We start from the raw sequence: 19,859 nt of genomic DNA, 5'->3' as shown, positions 1-19,859 counted from the left end.
CGGTACCCCTGCGGCGCCTAGTCGAGTGCCTTGACGGGCAACGCGTGCCCCTCAGCGCGGAGCAACGATCGCATCGTCCCGGCGACGTACCCTACTGGGGCGCCAACGATGTAGTCGGCTGGGTCGATCAGCACCTCTTTGACGAAGAGCTTGTGCTTGTCGGTGAAGACGGAGCGCCATTTTTCGACCGAGCCAAGAGCGTCGCGTTCCACGTCGACGGGCCAGTCTGGGTAAACAACCACATGCATGTCTTGCGGCCGCGTGGAGTGGAGCCTCGATTCCTCACCCACGCGCTAAACGCCACTGACTACGGTCGCGTCATCTCGGGATCGACACGTGACAAGTTGACCCAAGATGACATGAAGGCAATCCCGGTGCCAGAGCTTGACATCAACGAGCAACGACGGGTGGCCGCCTTCCTCGACGATCGAGTTGACCGGATTGACCGAGTCATCGCCGCCCGCCATAAGGAGATGGAAGCCATTCAGGCGGCATTCGAGTCCGTACAACGAGCCGCCATCCTGGGACTCGACGAGAAGCGGCAGGCGGAGTTTGAGTTGCCATGGGCGCGTGTGGGTGGCGCATCGCGCAAAGTCCGTAGGTTGGGTCAACTCGCTCGGATGGGAACGGGGCATACCCCCAGCAGGTCTATCTCCGACTATTGGTTGAACTGCACTATCCCTTGGCTCACCACAGGGGACGTTCATCGGTTCCGCCGCGACGAGATCGACGTGATTGATCAGACCAGCATCCAGATAAGCGAACTTGGACTCGCCAACAGTGCGGCAGTAGTTCATCCGGCCCGAACCGTGGCGCTTAGTCGGACTGCATCGGCGGGCTTCGCCGTGATCATGGGCAACGACATGGCAACCAGCCAGGACTTCGTGACTTGGACTTGTGGACCTGAACTGCTCCCTGAGTTCCTGCTGTACTCGCTGCGCGTGATGCGCCCCTACCTGCTCGGATTCCTTGCCACCGGCTCGACCCACAAGACGATCTACTTTCCGGACATTCAAGATCTTTCGATCGTTGTTCCCGAGGTTGAGCTCCAGCGCCTCGCCGTCGAAGTTGTTGCGGAGCGTGCTGATTCTCGGAAGTCGGGACTTGCCGCCCTGGCCCAATGCATCGACCTTCTGCTTGAGTTCAAGTACTCCCTTATTGCCGCGGCGGTGGCTGGCGAACTAGACGTAACCACGGCAGGAAGCGGGATCCCGTCGTGAGCGTCCATCAAGAGTCTGCGTTCGAGGCCAACATCGAGGCCCACTTGCTGGCCAACGGCTGGCATGGCGCCAGCCCGTCGGCGTACGACCAGCAGCTGGGTTTGTTCGGAGACGAGGTAATCGCCTTCATCCGGACGTCTCAGCCGAAGGCGTGGCAGCAGCTGGTCCAGCGTCACGGTGGCGAGGAGCACGCGCAGGGCAAGTTCCTGATCCGTCTGGCTGGAGAGCTCAACCACCGCGGCACGATCAGCGTGCTGCGCGGGGTCGTAAAGGACTCCGGGGTGACCGTGCGAATGTCGTGGTTCCGACCCGTCAACAACCTCACGCCCGAGCTGGGCGAGCGCTATGCCGCCAACCGGCTCGCTGTCGTGCGCCAGTTGCACCACTCGGAGTCGCGTCCGCATGACTCGCTTGACGTGACTCTCGTGGTCAACGGCATCCCCGTCGCAACCGCGGAGCTTAAGAACCCACTGACGCATCAGACGATCGAGCACGCGATGTCTCAGTACCGCACCGATCGCAACCGGCACGACCTGATCTTCGCGAAGCGCACTCTGGTCCACTTCGCCGTGGACCCGCACCGGGTGGCCATGACAACCCGACTCGCGGGTGACGAAACGGTCTTCCTGCCGTTCAACACCGGCTCGGCCGGAGCGGGGCGGCCCGGGGGCGCGGGGAACCCGACAAGCGATGGCTACCAGACGGCGTACCTGTGGGAGCAAGTCTGGCAGCGCGACGCGTTCCTCGATCTGCTCGCAACGTTCGTCCACGAGGGGGACGGACGGGTGCTGTTCCCTCGCTTCCAGCAGTGGCACGCCGTGCAGTCGATCGTCGCCGCGACGCTGGCGGATGGTGCTGGTACTGATCGACTCATCCAGCACTCCGCCGGTTCGGGGAAGTCCAACACGATCGCCTGGACCGCACATTCGCTGAGTCGGCTGCATGGGGCCGATGACCAGCCGGTCTTCGACAAGGTCGTGGTGATCACCGACCGGAAGGTGCTCGATCGGCAGCTTCAGGAGACGGTTGCCGGGCTCGACCACACGCCGGGCACGATCGTGCGCGTCGACAAGCACTCCAGCCAGTTGCGCGAGGCGCTGGAAGGCAACGCCGCCCGGATCATCATCACGACGCTGCAGAAGTTCCCGGTGATCGCTGAGGCTGCTGATGCCGTCGTGGGCAGCCGGTTCGCGGTGATCGTGGACGAGGCGCATTCCTCGACCTCCGGTGAAGCGGTGTCGAAGCTGAAGAAAGTGTTGGGGGTGCCAAGCGCAGCGGCACTGGAGGCGGCCGAAGCTTCAGAGGCTGCGGCGGAAGCAGCCGACGAACCAGAGGACGTGTTGCTCGCCAGCGCGCGCAACCGGGGCAAGCAGCAGAACCTCTCGTTCTTCGCTTTCACCGCTACGCCGAAGCCAAAGACGCTGGAGACCTTCGGGCAGCTCGACTCCGACGGACAGCGGCGACCGTTCCACACTTACTCCATGCGCCAGGCCATCGACGAGGGCTTCATTCTTGACGTCCTGGCCAACTACGCGACGTACGCGACCTACTACAAGCTCGCCAACACCGAGCCCCGCCACGACCCCGAGATGGAAGCGTCGAAGGCCAAGGCGGCGTTGGCGCGGTTCGTCTCGCTGCACCCCTACCAGTTGGAGCAGAAGGCCGAGGTGATCGTCGAGCACTTCCGGCAGAAGACCGCCGCGAAGATCGACGGCCGCGCGAAAGCGATGGTCGTGACTAGGTCCCGGCTCCACGCCGTACGCACGAAGCAAGCGATCGACGCCTATATCAAGCGCAAGGGGTACGACACTGGCGAGGCACCGATCCGTGCGCTGGTCGCCTTCTCCGGAGAGGTGAAGAATCCCGACGCGCCGGAGCTGAGCTACACCGAGGCGTTCATGAACGGGTTCGGCGAGACCCAGCTGCCCGAGCGGTTCCACGACGAGTACCAGGTGCTGGTCGTGGCCGAGAAATATCAGACCGGGTTCGATGAGCCGCTTCTGCACACCATGTACGTCGACAAGAAGCTCGCTGGCGTCAAAGCCGTGCAGACGCTGTCGCGGCTGAACCGCACTCACCCGGGCAAGTTAGACACCTTCGTGCTGGACTTCGCCAACACCGCGGAGGAGATCCAGGAGGCGTTCGAGCCGTTCTTCGAGGAGTCCTTCGCGACGCCGACCGACCCCAACGTGCTCTACACGATGGAGCACGACCTCCGCATAGCTGGCGTGTTGTCCTCCGAGGAAGTCCGCGCCACGGTCCAGGCCCTCCTGTCCGACGACCCCGCGCAACAGTCAGTGATTTACGCCAACCTCAACCCTGCGGTGGGCCGGTTCGCCTCCCTCGACGAAGACGCACAGGAGCCCTTCCGCGGGACACTCAACCACTTCTGCCGCGCCTACTCATTCGTTGCCCAAGTCATGCCGTTCACCGATACCGACCTCGAAGAACTCTTCCTCTACGGCAAGCTCCTGCTCGCCGACCTGCCTGCCAGCGACTCCGACCCGATGCCTCAACTCTCATCATCGGTCCAGCTCACCCACCTACGCATCGCCGTGACCGGCGACACCGCCATCACCTTGACCGCTGCAGACGAGTCCGGCGTTGCGCTGCCGGGGGAGGGCAAGGGCAAGCAAGCCGATCCCGTCCTCGACAAGCTGTCTGCCTTGATCGCAGTGATGAACGACAAGTACGGCGCCGAGCTCGGCGAGCCAGACAAGATCTGGATCGACCAGCAGAAGGCCGAGCTCAAGGCAGACGAAGACATGAAGACCGTCGCGCTCAACAACGACCGCAGTCAGTACGAACTGGTCCTAGCGAACAAGGTCAAGGAGCTCATGGTTGCCCGACATGAGAAGAACGGGCACCTCTTTGATCTCTTCTTTGCCAAGCCCGAGTTCCAGTCGATGCTGCTGCACCACCTAGCGGACACGTACGACGAGTTCAGAGCTGGCGTGGGTTGATGCCACGTCGAACTGTCCAGAATGCCGCGCACTCGTCGAACGTTCAGATGCAGACTGGGAAGTCGCGCACGCGGATCCTGGCGGACTCAGCGACGTGGGTGGCTCAGCCCTTCCGAGCGCCGTTGCGTAGCGAAGCAGAGTTGCCGGAGGGGCCTTGACGAATGTGGGTCGAGAGGTGCTCGCACAGACGCCGTGTCTCCGTCAGAGCAGGTCGCGGCTCAGTTGGCTCCAATCAAGTCTCATCCACGGTATGTTTCTCGAAGGCTTGCGATTTAAGAGTTCATGGGGGAACGATGCTAATTGACGTCCAAGAGTTCACTGTTTCGAAATAGTTATAGGCCTCGTCTCCCCAATCGGGACCGACCTTGAAAGGGCCACGCAACTCCTCGAGGAGGAGTTGCATCAGTACGGATATGGCACCGAGATCGTGCGGCTCAGCCGACTCCTGGAAAAGGCTCTCGGTGAAGAGTTGTCCGACAGCGCCGACAACGAGAAATACTATGAGTCTCGAATGGGAGCGGGCGATCGGCTTCGTAGGCAATACGGAAACGATGCCGTCGCAGGATATGCCATCGCTGAGATACTCGAACGACGCGATCGGATGGGTTTCGAAGGGCATTCCCAGCGCGTAGCTTGGATCCTGTGGTCGCTGAAGCATGAGGAGGAAGTGGACCTCCTTCGGGCGACATACGGAAGCAGGTTCGTTCTATTGGGACTCAATGCCCCTGTGGAGAAACGACGGACCCGGTTAAGGGGTGAACTCCAGGACGCAGACCCCGGCTCGGGCGGACTGGAGGCTGAAGTCGCTAGGTTGATAGAGCGTGATCAACTCGATCCAGACCGCCCATACGGCCAACACGTTCGCGACGCCTACTGCCGGGCGGACTACTTCGCTGAACTGGAAGTGGGATCAGTGCGCGAAGAGTTGGGGCGCTTCGTAGGTCTCATCTTTGGGAAGCCCTTCATTACGCCCACCAAGGATGAAGCCGCGATGTTCTTGGCGTTCGCCTCTTCTCTACGGTCGTCCGACGCGGGCCGTCAGGTCGGAGCAGTCATAGCTAGCGAAGTTGGGGAGGTCCTGGCAGTCGGTTGCAATGAAGTACCGAAGGCGGGTGGCGGCGAGTATTGGAGCGACGATCTAACCGACAATCGTGACTTCCAGTTGGGTTATGACTTTAACAAGAGAGCAACTCGTCGGGCTCTGCGAGAGGTGCTCGACGCGCTATCGCATAGTGGCCATTTGTCTGACCGAATGAAGAAGGAGCTGAGCGAAGATCGCTTGGAAGTAGCCCTTTCTGAGGACAAAGATGGTCGACTTAAGAACTCGCGCGTCCTGAGCTTGATCGAGTTCGGACGAATCGTTCATGCCGAGATGTCGGCAATAACGCAGGCTGCGCGTGGCTCCACATCCATTCGGGGCGCGATCCTATACACGACAGCGTATCCATGCCACATGTGTATGCGGCTCATCATTTCGAGCGGGGTTAGCCGTATTGTGTATGTCGATCCCTATCCCAAGTCCCTTGCCGAAGACATGTACGCGACCGAACTTGCGCATGCGGTGCACGGCCAAACTGTTGGCGTCTCGGTTGAGCCTTTTGTTGGTACGTCTTGGACGATCTACCCTCAAGTGTTCAGGAGCATTAATCGCGATCGGCTCCAAGATGGTCGGTTCGACTCTTGGTCGCCAGCAGCTTCACGTATGCGACTTGCCGACGCGGATCCGATCGGTGTTGCTCAGGAGACCGAGTTGCAGATCCCGATCGCGTTGGAGCTCCGGTCCGACACGGGGGACGTCCTAGAGACTGTCGGAGGGCTAGTGCATAGTAAGACCGAAGACGAGCCAACGGGTGAGGATGGCGTGGGATGACGAACACGAATCGCGAGTGGTTGCTTCAGCTGAGCGCCAAGTCACGCAGCCAGTTAGCCGAACTTCCCACTCGTCATCAACCGACCTGGTACCGGCTTCGAGTTGCGGAAGCAGCCATCAGCACCGCTGAAGCACCGGTAGAGCGGCCAGCTGCTACTCAGTAGGTCGAGTGCCTGACCGCAGGTGCCCGCCCTTCAGTGCTGCAAACGGACTTCGGCCCACGCGCTCGGCAACTGGTCCCAGCGAGGACGGCTGCGGTTGCGGCGTTAGGTGACCGAGGGTCCGCCAGTCCTCTGGAGCGCTCGTGCGTGTTGGTCAATCAGCCGCTTGTTGAGGTCATCCGAGTGTCCCGATCCGTCCCGGTGTCGGCTTTGTCCGGTCAGGCAGCTCGCCTGCTCCACGTGCCTCAGCGCCTCGTTGCTGCGTTGGGGCGTCGACTCACGTTGGGTCGAGTGAATCTGTCTGAGAACTGGCGAGCGATGATGGCGTCAGTACCTCCGCTTGGTCGCGGACCTCTTAGCGATCACGCGGGCACCGGCCATCCGCATCTGTGCGAACTGAGGGCTGACGTTGAACGCTTCAGCTACCCGAAGGTTGTCCCAGTCCGCGAACGCCGCCCGGCGAGCGGCCTGGTCCGGAATGAGAAGTTCACCCGAGATGAAGTGCGCCTGCCTCTCTTGGGTCGCGTCGAACTGGCGTTTGTGGTCATCGCCGAGGATGACGTTGTCGAAGGAGTGCTCGAGCAGGTGGTGCCCGAGTTCGTGTGCGATGTTGCTGCGGCGACGCACGGAAACGTGGGCATCGTTCTCGACAATGACACGGGCGCTGCCCAACGGGATGAGCGCGGCAGACCACGATTGGGTGCTTGATGCATGGAAATGCTCATGGGCCTCGGCGCCGAGCCCCCGTTCGAGTAGATCGGTAAGCGAGTAGACCGGGATGCCGTGGGCGTCTGCCAGCGCGTATGGGTCGAACGCGTCATGAACGTCGAGGCCCAGTTCGCTGCGCTCCTCGGCAGCGACCTCACGCATCTTGGCTTGGGTCCAGCCGCCCCTACGTCGACCCTTCCCGGCGCTCGGACTGGAACCTTTTGGCGGCTGCTGCGATGACCTCTTCAAGGTAGGAGACATCCTTCTCGCTCAGATCTTTCCGGGCTCGTAGCAACGGACCCAGTTGCGCAACGAGATCAGGGTCTTCGTCCGAGGCCGCTGCGCCCTCGTAGAAGTCTTCCGCCGACATCCTCAGCCAGGTCGTCATGGCCGCGAAGGCCGTTACGTCTGGTCTCAACCCCTGCGACATCCGCGAGATCGTCGAGGCGCTCACCCCAAGTTCCTTCGCCAGCTGTCGCCAGGACAAATCCTCTGCCTCGCGGGCCGCATCCAAGGCTGCATGCAACGCCTTCACGTTCACCGAGGGCGCGGCGCTCAAGGTCGCTCCACAAAAACTGCATTGCTCGACATGTCGGTCACGTGTGTTATGTTAGCAGTGCTCGACATATCGAGCACTGTGCCAAATACGGTGCGGTCAGCAGTCTCGAGAGAATAGGAGGGTCGCCGTGAAGGCACCCGACGCAGCACCCCAGGCAGAGCCCACCGAAGGACTTGACGCAGCGCGCGCGGCTCAGAAGCCCGGGCACGAGGACCGGACGGTCAGGATCGTCGTGAACACGCGCCCGCACCGGTGGGCAGAGAAGACGATTTCCTACGAGGAGGTCGTCAACCTCGCCTACCCCGGCCAGCCGATCGGTGAAGGTGAGGCGGTCACCGTCGCGTACACCCGCGGGCCCAACGAGAAGCACGAGGGTTCGCTCAGCCCGAAGCACAGCGTCAAGGTCAAGAACAAGATGGTGTTCGATGTCTACCGCACCTCTCGGTCCTGATCCGGACGTCCGTCGTCTTATCGACGACGGACACGACATCAGCCTCGTCAACGGCCACCTGGTCGTGAAGCGGGTCCCGTACGTGACCACGGAGAAGGGGGTCGCGTACGGGTTCCTCGCCTACCCCGTCACCGTCAGCGGCGACAACATCGTCCACGGCAGCGACCACCGCATCTGGTTCGGCGGGTCCACGCCGTGCAACGAGGACGCAGCGCCGTTCACCTTTGCGAGCGCGGAAGCGCTGGCCATCTCCCCTGACTTGAACGCAAACCTCATGCTCTCAAGCAAGCCCGGTCCCGAGGGATATGCGAGCGAGTACGAGAAGGTCACCGCCTACGTTCGCATGCTCGCCCACCCTGCGATGGCGCTCGACGACACCGTGACCGCCACCCCGGGCGCAGCCTGGCAACAGGTCGAGGACAACGTGCCATTCCGCTACCGCGACACCGCCACCACCCGTGCTGGCCTCTCGGTCATGGCGCAGGTCTTCTGGAGCCAGCGGATCGCCATCGTCGGCCTCGGCGGTACCGGCGCCTACATCCTCGACCAGGTCGCCAAAACGCCCGTAGCAAGCATCCTGATCATCGACGGTGACGTGTTCGACAACCACAACGCGTTCCGCGCCCCTGGTGCCCCGACCCTCGAGCAGCTGCGTGCGCGGCCCCCGAAAGTCGACTACTACTACGACCTCTACGGGCGCATGCACACCGGCATCGACACCGAGCAGACCTACATCACTGACGACAACCTCAACCTTCTCGACGACGCAACCTTCGTGTTCCTTGCGATGGACGACGCGACCATGAAGCCCGCAATCGCTGCCCACCTGATCGAGCGCCACATCGCGTTCATCGACATCGGCATGGGCATCGAAGAGATCGACTCCAGGCTCTCGGGCCTGCTCCGCATGGTGTTCGCCGGCCCGGGTGCCGACGTCGAGGATGCGCTCGCCCGCATCCCCAAGCCCGCCGAGGAAAGAGACGACTATGGACGCAACATCCAGGTCGCCGACCTCAACGCGCTAAACGCGGTTCTCGCTATTGGTCGTTGGAAGCGGCACCTCGGCTTTTACGCCGACGCCACGTCCGAAGACTTTGCCACGTACTCGATGTTCACCAACCACATCGCCAACGAAAGCGGCACGGTCGACGACGACCTCGAGGCAGACGAGCCGGACGAGTCTGGGGCCAGTGAGGGGCCGGTGGACGCGGCATGAGAGTCGCGACCCTCGCTCCGGAGTTCGTCGAAAGCTTCCCGAGCACTCTGGAGCCCGGTGTCTTGTACGTCTCCATCGAGTTCACCACGTGCGCTCACCTGTGCGCGTGCGGCTGCGGAGAGGAAGTCTTCACGCCTCTGTCGCCGGCTCAATGGTCGTTTGCCTTCAATGGCCGCGACATCTCGATGCGGCCATCGATCGGCAACTGGACGCTCCCTTGTCAGTCGCACTACATCATCGAGCGCGGACGAGTCACGTGGTCGTACCAGTTCACGAAGGAACAGATCGCCGCCAATCGCGCTCGGGATCGCCGCGCACTTCGGACCCGGGATGAGCCCGAAGCTGCACACGAAGCTTCGGAAGCCGCCATCTCGCAGGAGCAGGAGAATAAGCGGACCAATCGCTTCTGGACGCGGATGTGGAGTCACATCTGGGGCGGTTGAACCTTTCCTATGGGCCTCAGACCACCGTCTTGCGGTGAGATGGCAGTGCTGTTCTCTGCGACCACGGCGATGCCCTGCATGCGGTCGCTGCACCTCAAATCCCGCATCCGCCGGGATGGTTGGTGCGTCTTCACGCCGCCTATCGACGCTGTCGGGTCGTATAGCCAGATGATCGGCACCGCGACGCCAAGTATGGGCGTGGACGCCTCCACGCCATGGTCGTGACGACGTGCGCCCCCCGTGCCGCGGGCCGTGTGTGGCGCTGCTACGGGCGTCGCACGGCCGTGGCAGCGAAGAATCGCACGTCAGTCGCGCAGGGAGTACTTCTCGGCAAGGTCGACAAGAGTGGCTGGGGCGACCCGATCGTCGGTGGGACGGCCATTGACGTACTTGGGCAAGACATAGACGGCCCATCCGCCGCGACGCTCCTTGAGGCGGACCACCTTGCCTTGTCGGCGAAGCTCCTCGAGGACTGCTTCGATGGACTCGCTGGACTCGACGTTGGGGACGTGCCTGTTGATGTTCATGCCCTTCCTGTGCCTCGAGCCGAGCACGTCGGGCAGAGCCGTGACAACGAGTGAGCCTCGCCGTGCGTCCTACTTTCGACCGAGGGCAGCCAAGACCTTGATCAAAGGTCGGCATTGGGAGCGTGAGCGTCCACTGGGCCGGCGGGAATGGGACTTGGGCGCTCGAACGGCGACGTCGAGTTGCGCGTGGACCCGGGGCAGGTCCTCGGGGTGCCTTCAGTCAGGATTCACGGACTGCACGGGACGCTGGCACGCGGCCTCGTAGCAGTGGTCGGAGTCGTTCTCGCTTTCGTCCTGCTGGAGTTCGAGCTCGATGAGTACCTCGTGCTGGAGGTCTTGCTTCGTGGAACGCGTCTGCCGGTAGTTATTCATGCTCTTTCCTGTGCCACCTGATGTCGGTCGAGTGGAAAGTTGGCGTCTAGCGGTCCTCCTGCGCCGGGTTCACGACTGTTCGACGTCGTGGAACAACCAGTCGAGGATGGCCCGGTGGTCGGGTACCTGCTGTCGGTGGACGACGTACGACCGGAGAGGCGTCGACCCGGCAAGGCTGTGGCCGAGCTGCAAGCGAGCGGCGTCGAGCCCGGCGTCGTACGCGATGAGGCTCGCGACCGTCCTGCGCAAGGCGTGAGGAGTGACGCCGATTAAGGTGGGTTCGTCTGCGATGGCCTTGCGAAGCCGCTCGCGGATGTTTGAGGCCCACATGAAGGTGCCCTGATTCGATGCGATGACCGGGTCGGTGGGTGCGGTGAAGCGCGATCCGTCTCGACGCTCACGCAGGATCTCGGCGACGGCGTCGGGGAGCAGCAGCGTCCGGACCTGGTTGTTCTTGGTCGCTTCCTGACGGTGGTGGCGCACGATGTAGCCGGTGCGAGGCTCGATCATCGTCCCGGAGATCGTCATGGTCGGGTGATCGCTGTCCAGGTCGACCAGCTCGTGGGTCACGGCGAGGATCTCGCTGATGCGCGCCCCGGTGCCCAGGGCGACCATGCAGAAGTCATGGAGGTCGCGGGTGGGTCCTCGAAATCCCGGCTTGCGCCGGTACTCGGGGCTCACGACCCGGAGCAGGTGCCGAGCCATCGGGATCGTCAGGGCTTCGACTTCCTTCGGCTCGCGCAGTGGGGGAGCGACGTACTTGGTCGGGTTGGACGCGATGGCTCCGTCGCGGACCGCGAGCTCGAGCATCGCGTGCAGCACCGAGCGTGCTCGGACGGTGGAGAGGCCGGTGTCCTCGAGATCGGCCAATAGGGACTCGAGCAGCGCGATGGAGAGTTCGTGGAGCCGCAGGTCACCCATGGCCGGCGTGATGATGCGGACGATCTCGCTGTGGTAACCCCACCGCGTCTGGGCGGTCAGCGGGACGCGACGACGGGCATGCCCGGCGCGCGCCTTGTGTTCCTCCCAGTGGGCGGCCAGGTCCGTGACCGTCCAGGTCGGCTGCACGCCCTCGAACGGCGTGTCGACGATCTTGTCGAGCTTCGACTGGAGCTTGCGGCGGGCAGCGCCCTTGGTCTGCCCGGACGCGGTGACCTGCTTGTGCTTGCCTCGGGGGGTGCGGACCCACACCGCGGCGATGTAGCCGCCTTGGGGACGGTGGGTGACCCACTGCTGACCGGTGGTTCCCAGGGGGAGGGCCGGACGTCCCACGCTGCTCTTGGGAGGACTCTTCTTGTTCTCGTTCATGACCTTCCTGTGCCGCGTCGATACGGTCACAGGCAGAGGCGTGACATCGCTTCCCTAGCGGTCGTTCCAGCGGGCCTCGGACTCGCGCACCTGTTCAGCGAGCCAGGCGCTCACTTCGGCGCGTGGGTAAAACACGGCACGGCCGATGCGGATGTACGCCGGCCCAACCCGTGCCGAGCGGTAGTTGCGAAGCGTGCCGAGGCTCAGGGCGCCGCGGAGCAGGGCGACCACATCTTCGGGCGTGAGCCAGTCCTCGACGCCGAGGGACGGGGCACCAGTTTCGATGTAAGCCTTCGTGGTGCCGCATGGGCAGCCCGTGAACCTCGGCTGGTCAGTGAAAGTTGTCATGTCGCTGCGGTGTGCGGGGGCGAGCGAAGGTGATCTCTGGACTATTGAGTCGACTGGCGGGGCGTGTGTCGAAGCCCGGTTCAGTTCGAAGCGGCCTCTTGGCCTGGCGTTTCCTCGTCGAGGAGCACTCGCGGTCGGCCGGCGTGGTCCTCGGCGGACTGAAGCTTTCCGTTATTGATCCAGGCGTAGACGGTGTTGCGGGTGATGCCGAGGCGACGGGCGGCCTCGGTAACGGAGATGCCGGGGGACTCTGGCGCGGGGCGTGGGACTGCGTCTCCGTGCGCGTGGCGCCAGCGAACCGATGGGCTCAAGTCCGCTGCGTCCATCGCCCGTTCGGCCCGGGACCTCGCGGTCTTGGGGCTCGCGAGGCCCGCGGCTCGGGCAATCTCCCCCCACGTGTGACCTGCCTTGCTCGCCTCGTACATGGCTTGCGCTAGGGCTGCAGCTTGGCTTCGGTGACGGTTCTCGACCTCGACAAGCTCAGCAGCTTCGGCGGAGACGCGCGACAGCTTGTCACGTGCGTCAGGGCTCTCGTCGGGCATGCGTTGATGGTGCCAAGGGGAGCCACCCGCCGGGTTCCCGACACGCCCCTCCCTTCGGGCCGTGACCAATAGCGATCAACAAATATTGGATGCATCCGTCAGGCTGTGTAAGAATGATGACGATGGAAGGGGGGTCACCGTGGCCGAAGGTTTTGATGTGGCAGAGCTCGTGAGTGGGTTGATGGCAAAGGCGCCGACACCGGGGGAGCGCCGGGCGATTGCCCTGCTGGCCGATGCCGGGATGTTCGACAGCCGCGACTTTCGGCGCACGTGTGTGCGTCCGCGGGCGGAAGGGGTGGCGTGGCGGCGCGTACGGGAGATGTGGGTGGTCATGTCCGAGACCGACCCGCGCCGGGGACTGCTCGAGGACAGCACCGAGATGGTTGCTCTTGCCAACTCTCGTCCGCCGGAGTCGCTCGAGGACCTCCAGATCCGCATCGACGTCGACGGCGTTGACGGCATCACGTTGGCCGCGTGGCTCGACGTCTATGCCGCGGATTCGCGCGATCCCAGCCCCTACCTCGTCCACATCGACCGCTGCCTTGCCAGGCTCGTGGCCCGCTTCGAGTGCACGACCTGCGGCCGCCCGGCCGTGGCCCTGGACGACGACGACATGCCCGTGTGTGCGACCTGCAAGAAGGAGAACAACTAATGATTCCCGGTTCCGTTGACCCCAAGACTGGCAACGTCCCGCTGCACCTCGGAGAGGACTACTGGGTGCACTTCGAAGGCCGCACCGAGGACGGGCTCGTCCTGGTCCGCATGATGCGCAAGCCGAGCACCGGTCCGCTGCTCGGCCTGGACGGCGCGCGGGGTCTGCGGGAGTACATCGACGGGATACCTGCGTGCGCGTCCGACGTCTCGACCGCCGAGCTCGAGGCATGGCTGGACCTGCGCGTCGCCGAGCTCGGTGGGTCCTGACCTTCGTTGGTCTGCGATGACTGTGGATCCCGGAGCCGGGGAGCTCAACGTCATGTACGGCGCGGGGCTGGAGCGCGCGTTCCCCGAGCTCTTCTTTGACTGGTTCCTTGAGGGTGACGCCCTGTACATCGGGATTCAGAGTTGGTGTGGCACGTCGTCACGTCTTCGCGTCGGCCTCCCTCTCGACCTGGGCAGGGTGTACGACGCGGCACGTCAGCACATCGAAGAAGACGCTGCGCGAGAACTTGTCGCTGACCGTCTCGTCGTCGCCGTCGTCGGCGGCTACGACCGCCCGGATGCTGCCCACATCCCGTACATCCTTCGCTGGCTCGCAGTCGCCCAGCAGGCTGACGTCAGCTTCGGCGACCACCCTGACGTCAGCCCAGTGCTCCGATCTCCCAGCGTCGCCCTGGTCCACACACCATCGCAGCGACTCAAGGTCTGGGCCGATGGCACCGGAGTGCTCCACTATGACGATCCACTGTCCCCCACGGAGTCACCCCGCGAGTCGACCGGCCTCGACCTCTCGCGACTCATGCTGCGTGACTTCCAGACCACGTGGCTTCCTGTCGATCGCAGGTCGGTCGAGGCTGAAGTCGCGACAGCCCTCAAGGACCTCGCTGCATCTTCCCCGGAGGTGGCAGCCCTGCGGCTGCTGGGTGCTCACGACGGCGGGATGTGGCTGCAACACCACCGGTTCGTCGACGCCGTCCTACCGCCGAAGGGAGCCAGCCGTATGGACTGGACCTGGGCCAACCGGTTATCGACGATGGACACCGAGGCAACCGTGCAGGACCGCGCCGTCCTCGCGGTCGCCTGTCACCTCTCCGGACACGTCACGCCGCTCATCCCCGTGGCGGAAGCCCTGCACAACGTGGGGGCCGCTCGGTCCATCGTGCTGCACGCCATCGACGGACTGACAGGCGGACACCCTGACCCTCACACCTCGTGGGCACCCTCCTGCCCTTCATGCCCTTGACTCCACCTCAGCTGAGCGCCGACCTGGTGCGCACGGCAGGTGAACGCCTGCGTCGCATCGACCACCGGCGTGCGGCGTGACTCATGCACGACGAGGGTGAACCGCTCGCCGCCATCGCTCTCGCCCTGGGGAGGACACAACGAGATGCCCGATGGCTCCTGGCCGCCGCCGAGTTGCTCGGCACCGACGTGAGCCCGACCAAGATGATCGTCCGCGCAGCGGTCGAGGCGGGCGATTGCAGCGCGCTGGTAGCGACGCTGTCGACCCTGACGTACACCGCCACCGAGTGCGCTCCGTACCCGACCGAGGGTGCGCGCCGCGGAACGTGGGACGAAGTGCGTTTCGCCTACATCCACGGCTACCTCAGTGCTGAGGAGTTCAACGCCGTACGCCGCGCCGCTGCGCCACCTGACGCGTGACGTCGGTGCAGGGCCGACAGGCCCGACGGCAAGGCTCCAGTCGATATCGCAGCCACCACTCCTGCTCCGCTGAGCGTCGTGTCTACCGGGTCGAGCTGAGGGCTCTGCAGGTGCGTCCCGTCGCCACCACCGGTCATATAGATGAGGCCTCGCTGCGCTCGGCTCTCGTCTGCTGCATGTCTCTCGACGTCACCTGGTCTGTGCTCTTTCTCCCCGGGTTCGCACCTGTCTCTTCGCTGATCACCTATGCGCCGTCATGTAGTCCAGATCTCGTTTCGTATCGTTGTGTCCCGCCCCGCTTGCGCACTTCTCAACCTGCACCACGCCACCACCCCTCGCCCGAAGGGCGAAGCATGGGGCCTGGAATCTCCAGCTCCAGGCGCGATCGGCGCAGGATTGGCCCCCCAGTCTTTGCGTTCAGCGCAACAACCGTCGATCGCCTTTCAGTCGCACCGGACCCGATCATCGAGTGGCCTCGCGAGCGGAGCCTCAGGTCTCGCTCGCTTGCGCATGGTGCGGCACGTGACCGACGAGAACGCAGACCCAGCAATGTCCATCGACCAGCACGACCGCCCTGTCCCCGCGCGACGAGTAGTCGAGCGGCGGCGCACACCGGCGGTGCCGGATGAACCGAGCATCGTCCCTCCCGCCGTGTCCTCCTCCCGCGGAACTGGCCGACCGTTGCGCCTCAGGCGCTCCGACATGCGCGACGGGCCCCTGCCGCCTGCGCCGATGCCGAGAGCTTTTCTGGCCGCGCCACAATCCACCGACGGGAACGATGGACGGCTGGCGCCGCAGAAGTTGCGTCCGCTGGGGCCAGGTGGCGTTCCGGTCGAACGGCTTGCAACCGCCGAGAAGACGTACGCCTTCAACGCCATCCCGACTCGAGGCACTCCGGCGTTGTCCGCCGGTCACCGTGCGGATCCCTATTGGGCCGACCTGTGGCCCTATCACTCCTCCGAACGGTGGTTCACGCACCAAGCGATACTTCGACAGCAGGCTGCCGGCTACCTGCGGCCGCCCGCTCAACTCGCCGGCGACTCCTCGGCCGCGCTCGCCGCGATCCTGGGCGCCACCCTTGACCACTCGCCGTACTCGATCAACACCCACGTCGCGCTGCTTGGTGTCGTGAACGGCTGGTCGACCTGCACCGCACAGCAAGCGGCCGCGCTCATCGGCGATGCCCGCCTGCGTCACCACCTGAGCCACCCGGCCGCACTGTGCATCCGCGCGAACCTCATCGACACCACGGCTCCCAACGAGTGGACCACACGCGCCGCCGACGCGCTGGCGCTGTACCGACCCGCCACCGGTGCGGCGTTCTCTCAGGCAACGCCAGACCTGACCAGTGCGGAGTGGATTGCCATCACGGGAGGCCAACCATTCGGTGGCCGGGGGCACCACGACCGACACAACGTCCTCGCCACGGAGGTCGGGCTGCGTGCGGCCGAATACACGCTGGCCGGCGCCGTCCTGGGAGAGGCATTCTCGACTGCCAACCTGCTCGCAGGCGATGGCGCTGGCAGGAAGCGCATCGACACCCCCGCTCGCGCGGACCTGACGGTCGTACGCAACGACGGACTACGCATCGCCATCGAGCTCACCGCCACGACATCGCCGCACTTCAAGCGAAAGGTCGAGCAGATGGTCAAGCTTCTCGCGCAGTCGCCGTTGGAGCACACGGGCTTGACCGTCATCTTCCTGATCGCGCCGAGCCTGGAGCTGACGGAAGGAGAATGGGAGACCATTCGCCGCACGGTCTACAAGGAGATCCTGCGTGCGTGCCGCAAGCACCCGGGGATGGGCCTCGACCCAACGATGGCACGAATCGGTGTCGCGACCTGGCGCGAGTGGTTCCCCAGCATGCACACCGTCTCGGACGGGTTCTTCACCCTGCGAGCCGACCGCCTTCGTCCGTGGGACAGCTACGGCAGGATCAAGGACTGGGAGACGGCCGACTTCGTCGACCGAGCATCTGTCTCGTTCACGCCCGCCGACCCGCAGGCCGTCCGGGAAGTGATCACGAACGCCCGAGCCCTCGGCCAGAGCCCGCACTGGCTCCGCACGCCGCCCAGCCGATCCACAGACATCCCGCCGCGCCTCCAGGGTCTCGACGAAGCCCCTGCTCGCTCGAGTGCGCTTCCCGAGGTCCACGCGCTGTCGGTCCAGGTTCGCGACCTCCTCGGCAGCATGTCCGCTGAGTCACCGGCCCGCCAACGGTCGATGGCACTGCTCCACGTCACCGCTGGTCGCCTGTCCGTCGCCGACGTCATCACCCAGGCCGCTCAGGGCAACCACACCAACCCCCTCCGAAAGATCAAGCTCCTCCAACTGCTCATCGCGCAACCGCGGGTGGGTCCAGAACGCGCCACCAAGATCCTCAACCGTGCTGCCGCGTTCTACGGAACCAACGACGACCTGACGCGCGCGCAGCTGAGCTGGCTTGTCCACAACAACATGCGCCCTCGCCGGAGGGCAGCCTGGGACGAAGCACTTCGAACCGAGACCACATCCCCTTCCGGCTTTCCATGGGTGCGCTCCACGGCATGACAGACGCGTGACGTTTTTGAACTGCCGCATCGTGATGGCAAATGAGAAGGGTCTACTGCACAGACCGGTGACAACTGCCACCTGATCGTGCAGCGGACCCTGCTGACACTGAGACGACCTAGGCGCTCGGCTTGGCCCATGGTCGCGGACGCGTCGAAGCCCCGACCAGCGATGCCGGTCGGGGCCTCGAGTCGAACCCTAGGAACCAAGCAGGGCTTGGTCGGGCGTGATGATGAAGTTGGAGAAGCCACCGTGGCGGGCGGGGAGGCCGTCGTCAAGGGCCTCGTTGATCTTCTCCAGCGGGAACACGTGGTGCTCGAGGACAGAGAGGTCCAGGGCTCCGGAGCCGGCGAGGTCGGACATCTCCTGTGCTTCGCCGTTGGTGAACCAGAGGCTTCCGATGACCGAGTTCTGGCTGCACATCATGTGAAACAGGTCGAGCTCTGGGTGCTCCATCATGCCGCCGATGTCGACGAGGACACCGCCGCGGGCGAGGGTGGACAGCGCCTCGAGGAGTGTCTCCTTGGGGGAGCCAGGGCCGAGGGTGGAGATCACGGCGTCAACGCCTTCGCCGCCGTTGTGCTCGAGCACGAAGTCCTTGAGTGACCCATCGCCAACGGCGTGGACCTCGATGCGGTCCGGGGCCAGGGCCTTCACATCCTGGAGGAGCTCGGCATTGCGCCCGGTGCCGAAGATCTTGGTGGCGCCCATGGCGAGGGCGTTGAGGACACCGCCGAGTCCGAGGGTGCCGGAGCAGCCGTCGATGAGGACGGTCCTGCCTGGGCCGACCTGAGCCTTCTTGAGGGCGGAGTAGGCGGTGCCGAGGTAGCCGAACCGCGCACCTTGCTCGAAGGAGACGGTGTCGGGGAGCTTGATGCAGTTTTCCTGCGGGGCGGTCATGTATTCGCCGAGCCCACCGTAGGGGTAGGCATCGAACATCTTCTGACCGTCTTTGCCGAACGAGAAGTAGCCCATGAACGTGTACAGGTCGCAGTTGGGGCCTTCGCCGCGCTTGCAGGCGCGGCAGCCGCCGCAGGAGACGCCGGGGTTGATGTAGACGCGGTCGCCGACCTTGACGTTGGTGACCATCTCACCGACCTGGGAGACGACGCCGGAAGTGTCGAGGCCGAAGATGGCTGGCAGTTGGGGCAGCGGGAGGTAGGGGAACCACTCGGCATAGATGGCAAGCACGTTCTTGAGGTTGGGGACGATGTTGCAGGCGGTGACCTGGACGACGACGTCGGTGGGACGGGGCTCGGGGGTGGGGACCCGCTCGAGCTGCATCGGGTCGCCGATCTTGTGCAGGCGGGCGGCGAGCATGTCGGACATGGGTGTCTCCTATTCCGGGTGGTGCAGAGGGGGTGCTCATCTGGCCCGCGGGCGTCGGACCCCGGGATGCGATGCGTTTCGGTTGGCCTGAACGTTCAGGCCCGGGTGTACGTCAGGCCAGGGCGGCGATGACGTCGTCGGCGGAGGCGACCTCGCCGAGGAGGCCGAACGTGGCGATGGTGGCGTCGTGAGTGCCTTGGTCGGCGGCGGCACAGGCGTCCTCGACGACGATGACGCGGTAGCCGAGGTCGCCAGCGGAGCGGCCGGTGGACTCCACGGAGAGGTTGGTGGCGACGCCGAGGAGAACGACGGTGTCAATGCCCGCGCCGCGGAGGCGCTCGTCGAGGTCGCTGGACGCGAATCCCGAGACCTTGGGGTTGGCGACGTTCCAGTCATCGGCCTCGGGCTTGAGCTCGTCGATGATCGCGGTGGCAGGGGTGCCGTCGAGAAGGCTGCCTTGCTGGGCGACGACGCCGAGGAGCGGGATGTTGGTGACCAAGTCGGAGTGGCCCTCCTTGAAGGCGACGCGGGTGTAGACGACCTGGGCGCCGGCGCCGCGGGCGGCGTCGAGGACGCGCTTGGCGACGGCGATGACGTCGCGGCGCTCGACCTCGGCACGGAAGAACGGCGCGAACGCGCCGTCCGCTCCGACGACGTCGTTCTCCCAGTGGCAGGCGAGGAAAGCGGTGGTGGCCTTGTTGAGGTCCATGAAGGGGTTCTCCTGAGCGTGGTTCGATCCGAGGCGGCTGGTGACCTACTAGCGTTCTAGTTGGACGATGACACAGGTGTGACGGCGACCACAAGAGTTTGCGTGAGATTAGTTGGGAACGCCCACCGTACGCCCGCGGAAGGGGATGCCAGCTGTGCCACAAGGACGAACGAGCGCGGGAGGGTTGACTTCTTTGGTACCTAACTAGCATTCTAGTTGACGTGACGCCGATCACCCTAGCGTCGCCGGGAGCCCCCGCATTGG

The 19,859-nt window shown here is 64.4% G+C and carries 19 protein-coding genes; 11 read left to right on the top strand and 8 right to left on the bottom strand.

Annotated features, from left to right (window positions below):
• The first annotated feature begins 44 nt into the window (after positions 1-44).
• The 3 genes from EUA94_RS12245 (at position 45) to EUA94_RS12235 (ending at position 6,053) form a co-directional block, all read left to right on the top strand.
• The gene (locus EUA94_RS12245) at positions 45-1,220 is read left to right on the top strand and encodes a restriction endonuclease subunit S (protein ID WP_165356878.1); all 1,176 of its coding nucleotides are present in this window, start codon (positions 45-47) and stop codon (positions 1,218-1,220) included.
• Positions 1,217-4,183 carry a type I restriction endonuclease subunit R gene (locus EUA94_RS12240; protein ID WP_129427163.1) on the top strand — a complete coding sequence of 989 codons (2,967 nt, stop codon included), beginning with the start codon at positions 1,217-1,219 and terminating at the stop codon, positions 4,181-4,183. Before EUA94_RS12245 ends, EUA94_RS12240 begins: the two co-directional genes overlap by 4 nt.
• A gap of 328 nt (positions 4,184-4,511) precedes the next feature.
• The gene (locus tag EUA94_RS12235; protein WP_340640861.1) at positions 4,512-6,053 is read left to right on the top strand and encodes an anti-phage dCTP deaminase; all 1,542 of its coding nucleotides are present in this window, start codon (positions 4,512-4,514) and stop codon (positions 6,051-6,053) included.
• Positions 6,054-6,541: 488 nt separating this feature from the next.
• Here the strand turns inward: EUA94_RS12235 and EUA94_RS12230 are convergent, their stop codons facing one another.
• Positions 6,542-7,084 (bottom strand): ImmA/IrrE family metallo-endopeptidase, encoded by a 543-nt coding sequence (locus tag EUA94_RS12230; protein WP_207210524.1) that lies wholly within the window; start codon positions 7,082-7,084, stop codon positions 6,542-6,544.
• 22 nt (positions 7,085-7,106) lie between these two features.
• Complete coding sequence (locus tag EUA94_RS12225; RefSeq protein WP_129427160.1) at positions 7,107-7,481, bottom strand: helix-turn-helix domain-containing protein; 375 nt, start codon at positions 7,479-7,481, stop codon at positions 7,107-7,109.
• 127 nt (positions 7,482-7,608) lie between these two features.
• Between EUA94_RS12225 and EUA94_RS12220 the strand changes: the two genes are divergently transcribed.
• From EUA94_RS12220 to EUA94_RS12210, 3 genes are read left to right on the top strand one after another with little or no spacing between them, the layout of a single operon-like run.
• The gene (locus EUA94_RS12220) at positions 7,609-7,932 is read left to right on the top strand and encodes a multiubiquitin domain-containing protein (protein ID WP_165356877.1); all 324 of its coding nucleotides are present in this window, start codon (positions 7,609-7,611) and stop codon (positions 7,930-7,932) included.
• Positions 7,907-9,148, top strand: coding sequence for a ThiF family adenylyltransferase (locus EUA94_RS12215; protein ID WP_129427158.1), 1,242 nt, complete (start codon positions 7,907-7,909; stop codon positions 9,146-9,148). The genes EUA94_RS12220 and EUA94_RS12215 overlap by 26 nt, the downstream gene beginning before the upstream one ends.
• Positions 9,145-9,591 carry a ubiquitination-like system serine protease family protein gene (locus EUA94_RS12210; RefSeq protein WP_129427157.1) on the top strand — a complete coding sequence of 149 codons (447 nt, stop codon included), beginning with the start codon at positions 9,145-9,147 and terminating at the stop codon, positions 9,589-9,591. Before EUA94_RS12215 ends, EUA94_RS12210 begins: the two co-directional genes overlap by 4 nt.
• Positions 9,592-9,896: 305 nt before the next feature.
• Here the strand turns inward: EUA94_RS12210 and EUA94_RS12205 are convergent, their stop codons facing one another.
• The 4 genes from EUA94_RS12205 to EUA94_RS12190 all read right to left on the bottom strand — a co-directional run bounded on the left by EUA94_RS12205 (position 9,897) and on the right by EUA94_RS12190 (position 12,688).
• The gene (locus EUA94_RS12205) at positions 9,897-10,118 is read right to left on the bottom strand and encodes a hypothetical protein (protein WP_129427156.1); all 222 of its coding nucleotides are present in this window, start codon (positions 10,116-10,118) and stop codon (positions 9,897-9,899) included.
• Between the two features lie 441 nt (positions 10,119-10,559).
• Entirely contained in the window at positions 10,560-11,798 is a 1,239-nt protein-coding gene (locus EUA94_RS12200; RefSeq protein WP_129427155.1) for a tyrosine-type recombinase/integrase, read from the bottom strand.
• Positions 11,799-11,852: 54 nt separating this feature from the next.
• Positions 11,853-12,146 (bottom strand): helix-turn-helix transcriptional regulator, encoded by a 294-nt coding sequence (locus tag EUA94_RS12195; RefSeq protein ID WP_129427154.1) that lies wholly within the window; start codon positions 12,144-12,146, stop codon positions 11,853-11,855.
• 80 nt (positions 12,147-12,226) lie between these two features.
• Positions 12,227-12,688, bottom strand: a complete 462-nt coding sequence (locus EUA94_RS12190; RefSeq protein WP_129427153.1) for an excisionase family DNA-binding protein — start codon at positions 12,686-12,688, stop codon at positions 12,227-12,229.
• A gap of 61 nt (positions 12,689-12,749) precedes the next feature.
• Between EUA94_RS12190 and EUA94_RS12185 the strand changes: the two genes are divergently transcribed.
• From EUA94_RS12185 to EUA94_RS12165, 5 genes are all read left to right on the top strand, one after another.
• A complete protein-coding gene (locus EUA94_RS12185) occupies positions 12,750-13,340 on the top strand; it encodes a hypothetical protein (RefSeq protein ID WP_129427152.1) in 591 nt (196 codons plus the stop codon).
• Positions 13,340-13,609: a hypothetical protein gene (locus EUA94_RS12180; protein ID WP_129427151.1), complete on the top strand. Its 270-nt coding sequence runs from the start codon at positions 13,340-13,342 to the stop codon at positions 13,607-13,609. The genes EUA94_RS12185 and EUA94_RS12180 overlap by 1 nt, the downstream gene beginning before the upstream one ends.
• Positions 13,610-13,625: 16 nt before the next feature.
• On the top strand, positions 13,626-14,588 hold the full coding sequence (locus tag EUA94_RS12175) for a hypothetical protein (RefSeq protein WP_129427150.1): 963 nt from the start codon (positions 13,626-13,628) through the stop codon (positions 14,586-14,588).
• An 83-nt stretch (positions 14,589-14,671) separates the two neighbouring features.
• The gene (locus EUA94_RS12170) at positions 14,672-15,007 is read left to right on the top strand and encodes a hypothetical protein (RefSeq protein ID WP_129427149.1); all 336 of its coding nucleotides are present in this window, start codon (positions 14,672-14,674) and stop codon (positions 15,005-15,007) included.
• Positions 15,008-15,709: 702 nt separating this feature from the next.
• Complete coding sequence (locus EUA94_RS12165; protein WP_129427148.1) at positions 15,710-17,557, top strand: hypothetical protein; 1,848 nt, start codon at positions 15,710-15,712, stop codon at positions 17,555-17,557.
• A gap of 198 nt (positions 17,558-17,755) precedes the next feature.
• Here EUA94_RS12165 and EUA94_RS12160 read toward each other — a convergent pair whose 3' ends face one another.
• Together EUA94_RS12160 and EUA94_RS12155 are read right to left on the bottom strand one after the other, a co-directional pair.
• Entirely contained in the window at positions 17,756-18,886 is a 1,131-nt protein-coding gene (locus tag EUA94_RS12160; RefSeq protein WP_129427147.1) for an alcohol dehydrogenase catalytic domain-containing protein, read from the bottom strand.
• Between the two features lie 112 nt (positions 18,887-18,998).
• Entirely contained in the window at positions 18,999-19,595 is a 597-nt protein-coding gene (locus EUA94_RS12155; protein WP_129427146.1) for a cysteine hydrolase family protein, read from the bottom strand.
• Positions 19,596-19,859 lie beyond the last annotated feature (264 nt).

The sequence above is a fragment of the Nocardioides zhouii genome (assembly GCF_004137345.1).
In the GTDB taxonomy this organism is placed as follows: Bacteria; Actinomycetota; Actinomycetes; order Propionibacteriales; family Nocardioidaceae; genus Nocardioides; species Nocardioides zhouii.
The sequence above is the reverse complement of the archived record's forward strand: the minus strand, read 5'-3'. Positions and strand labels throughout refer to the sequence as shown.